Origin of the sequence: Hyalangium sp., from assembly GCF_035629615.1 — a bacterium.
GTDB lineage: Bacteria > Myxococcota > Myxococcia > Myxococcales > Myxococcaceae > Hyalangium.
The window spans coordinates 1-3,520 of sequence record NZ_DASPHO010000599.1; the positions used below are offsets into that span (position 1 = coordinate 1).

General features: G+C 72.1%; 3 protein-coding genes. 2 read left to right on the top strand and 1 reads right to left on the bottom strand.

The features are described 5' to 3' along the window. Positions 1-1,945: MtsA protein (locus tag VD972_RS30215; protein ID WP_324992236.1), on the bottom strand; the 1,945-nt coding region annotated here is incomplete at its 3' end. Between the two features lie 161 nt (positions 1,946-2,106). Here VD972_RS30215 and VD972_RS30220 point away from each other — a divergent pair. Next, the gene (locus VD972_RS30220) at positions 2,107-2,523 is read left to right on the top strand and encodes a hypothetical protein (protein ID WP_324992237.1); all 417 of its coding nucleotides are present in this window, start codon (positions 2,107-2,109) and stop codon (positions 2,521-2,523) included. A 36-nt stretch (positions 2,524-2,559) separates the two neighbouring features. After that, positions 2,560-3,520 (top strand): FHA domain-containing protein (locus VD972_RS30225; protein ID WP_324992238.1); only part of this gene is annotated, 961 nt, incomplete at its 3' end.

Below are 3,520 nucleotides of genomic sequence, written 5' to 3' on the forward strand. Positions count from 1 at the left end.
CCTCCGCGGGCCGGCCCGTGTGCCCGTCCGGCAGTGCCAGCGTCTCCGGCGGCGCCCCGTCCTCGCCCACGAAGGGGTTCGGCAGCGTGGGTATGAGCGAGCTGTAGAGCGTCAGCGCCTCCACCTCCGTGTCTGTGAGCTGCGGGTTCTGGAAGCGGTTGCGGTTGCCCACCGTCTTGATCGTCTCCGCCACGCTGTGTGTGCTCGCCGGCGTGAAGTACGGCGGCGTGTCCCGGCTGCCGCGCACCGTGGTGGAGCGGTAGATGCGCATCGGATGCGTCTTCTCGAAGAAGACGCCGCCCGTGTGGCCTTCCAGGTGGCAGGCGTCGCAGCTCATCGCCGTGCGCCCCATGTCCGCGTAGTAGAGCACCTGTCCCAGCCGCCGCTTGGCCTGCGTGCGCAGCTCCGCCACCGCGAGCTGGCGCACCACGCGTGCCTGTCCCTTCCGCGCATCGGCCACGTCCACCACCGCCACCGTGCCTGTGTGCCGGTTGAGCACGTAGAGCGTCCGCCCCTCCGGCGACAGCGCCAGCGAGCGCGGCCCCGAGTGCAGCTCCACGCCTGCTCGCCCCTGCTTGCCATAGTCCTCGTCCGGGCGCGCCCGCAGTGTCCGCTCGGGCAGTGGAATGGGCAGCTCCTGCAGCAGTGCCTTGCGCGCCCCCTCCTCGCTCTCCGCCAGCTTCCTCGCGTCCAGCACCCGCACCTGGCCCACCCCGATGTCCGCCGCGTAGAGCAACCCCGAGGCCTCATCCAGCGCCAGCCCCTCCGTTACTCCCGCCCCGAAGCCCCGGTGGCGCACCACCTCGCCCCGCTTCGGATCCAGCACGCTCACCCCACCGTTGGGGCTCACCTCCATGCGCTCGGCATTGGGCCCCACGTTGGGCCCCAGGCTCGAGACGAAGAGGCGTCCCAGCCGCGCGCTCGCCACCATCCCGCGCGGCGCCTTGCCCCCCATCACCTGCTTCGAGAAGCGCTCCGTCCCACCTCCCACGATGGGCACTCCCGGCCCCGGCACCAGCGTCGCCACGAGCCCACCGTCCGACTGGCGCAGCAGCTCCACCTGCCCCGTCTGCAGGCTCCCCACCGCCAGAAGGTCCTTCCACGGCGCCAGCTCACGCGGGTTCGGATCCACCGCCGCGGACCACCGCTCCCTCCCATCCACCAGCGACACCGCGCGCACCGTGTCCCGTACCTGCTCCGCGACGAACGCCACCTCCCCCCGCGCGTCCACCACCACCCCCGCGGCCCCCGCCGGCGCCGGCAGCACTCGCGGGGCACTGCCGGGTGTGTCCAACGCATACAGGCGCAGCTCCGGGCTGAACCGGTGCGCCACCGCGAGCCACGCGTGCCCCTGCGTATCCTTATAGGTGGTGATCGCGCAGGGCCCGTCCGCCGTCGCCAGCGGCGTCACCTGGCCCGAGCCCACCTCCAGCGCGAACACCGTGTCCGTCGGCGGCGACGCGATGAAGGCTGTGCGCCCATCCGGGGAGAGCGCCAGCGCGAACGGATCCGGAAAGGCGGTGTCGTTCACCACGTCCAGGCGCGCCTCCCCCAGGGGAGCGGGGCTTCCCGGGGGAGTGATCAGCCGCACCACCACGCTCGCCACCGGCAGATCCGGCGGGAGCACCACCTCCGCCGGCAGCCTCGTGTACGCATGCCGCGCGTCCACCACCCTCAGCGGCAGCTCGCGCGACACCGGCGGCCCCAGCGCCAGGCGCATCCCTTCCTCCAGTCCCTCGCCGTACACCGAGAGCGGCTCCGAGGTCTGGTTGCTCGTCAAGCGCGGCCCCACCGCCAGCAGCCGCGGGGGCGCTCGGGTTGGGACCGGCGCCTGGACCTGCTCCGGGGTGCCAGGTGCCTGCGGCTCGCGCGAGCGCATGACGAAGACCGCTACGCCTGCCACGCACAGGATCAGCGCTGTCAGCACTGCGAAGGTGTGTTTCATGGATGTTGCAAGCTACCCTGCCTGAAAGGTCAGCACAGGTGGGGAATCCATCCCCCAGCTGGGGTGGACTGCTCCCCACACCGCTTGCCTGCTCTCCGTGGGAACCGATGAAGGGCGTGCGTTGACAGATCGGTACAAACATCGCTTAACCTGGAACTCCGATGCGACGCCTTCTCCTCGCTTCTCTCGTCGCCAGCCTCCTTGGCATGTCCCCTCTCCCCCTCCTGAGCTCGGAGGCATGGGCACAACGCTCTCGTGCCTCCAAGTCCTCGTCGAAAGGCAAGGCCAAGAAGGCCACGTCCTCCAAGCCCGTCCCCAAGTTCGAGTCCAAGACGGACCTGGCCGACACGGTGGCGGACCCCGTCACCGGCGAGGCGGCCACCAGTGGCTCCGCCTCGGCCCCGCCGCCCGCCCGAGGCCCCGCACGCATCGACTTCGATGACCGCCTCATCCAGGGCCAGACGAACAAGTCCGGCGCTGTGTACCTGTACGACCGCAAGGAGCTGCCGACGCGGTCGATGATCAAAGAGCGGGAGAGCTTCCGCTCCGAGACCCTCTCCACCGTCTACGACCAGTAGGGCTCTCGCCCACCACCCTCGAAAGGGAGTGTCCACGTGAGCGCCCAGCCCTCCGTCCTCCAGGTCGTCATCCTCCGCGACGGGCTCCTCGTCGGCACGGAGGTCTTCGTCCCCGGCACCTACTCCGTCGGCTCCGATCCGTCCTCGGATCTGCGGCTGGATGATGCGTCCATCGATCCGCGCCACGCGATGCTGTACTTCCAGAACGGGCGCTCGGCCATCCAGGACGCCGGCTCCACGCAGGGCGTCTACGTGAACGGCCACCGCGTCTCCGCGTGCGAGATCCGCTCCGTGGACGAGGTGCTCTGCGGCCCCTTCGTGCTGAAGACGCGCGTGCTCTCGCAGAAGCCCGCCGAGAAGCTGCCGCCCTCCGCCGAGGTGGCCGCCCTGCTCGGGGGTGCCCCGCAGCAGCCGGCCACGCCCCATCCCCAGGCAGCCGTCCGTCCCATTCGGCCCGCGCCTCAGGCGACGATGCCCTCGCGCCCCTCCGCGTCGGGGATGCCCGCCGTGCCGCCGCCGCAAGCCGCACCCCTGATGGCCGCCACCGTCCCCACGGCCCAGGCGCCCCAGAGCATCCCCCGGGGCGCGGCGCCCCAGGCGGCCGTCGTCCCCATTGCCCAGCCCCTGGCCCCCGAGCACCTGGCCCCGCACGCCGCTGCCTCGCGCGGTGGCCCCGCGGTGGCCCACGCCCCGCGGCCCGTGCCCGTCCCCGTGGCGATGCCCGTTCAGCCCGCGCCGGCCTCCCCGGTGCCCGCCAACACAGTGCCCTCCGTGCGCCGCCGCGCCACCCAGGATCTGATGCCGGTGCAGGAGCAGGCGCCCTCGCCCTCCCTCCAGCTGGCGGATGAGCTCTTCAACGACAACGACGATCCCCCCGCCCTTCCACCCCTGGAGGAGCTGCCTCCGCTGCAGCTCCAGGCCGAGCAGCACCGCCACGGCCACAGCTCCCGCCACGCCCCACCCCCGCAGCCGCTGCCCGATCCCGGCCGTCCCACCC

What these genes read in the sequence shown, in the direction of transcription:
- VD972_RS30220 (WP_324992237.1), top strand. Translation starts at nt 2,107, where the DNA reads ATGCGACGCCTTCTCCTCGCTTCTCTCGTCGCCAGCCTCCTTGGCATG.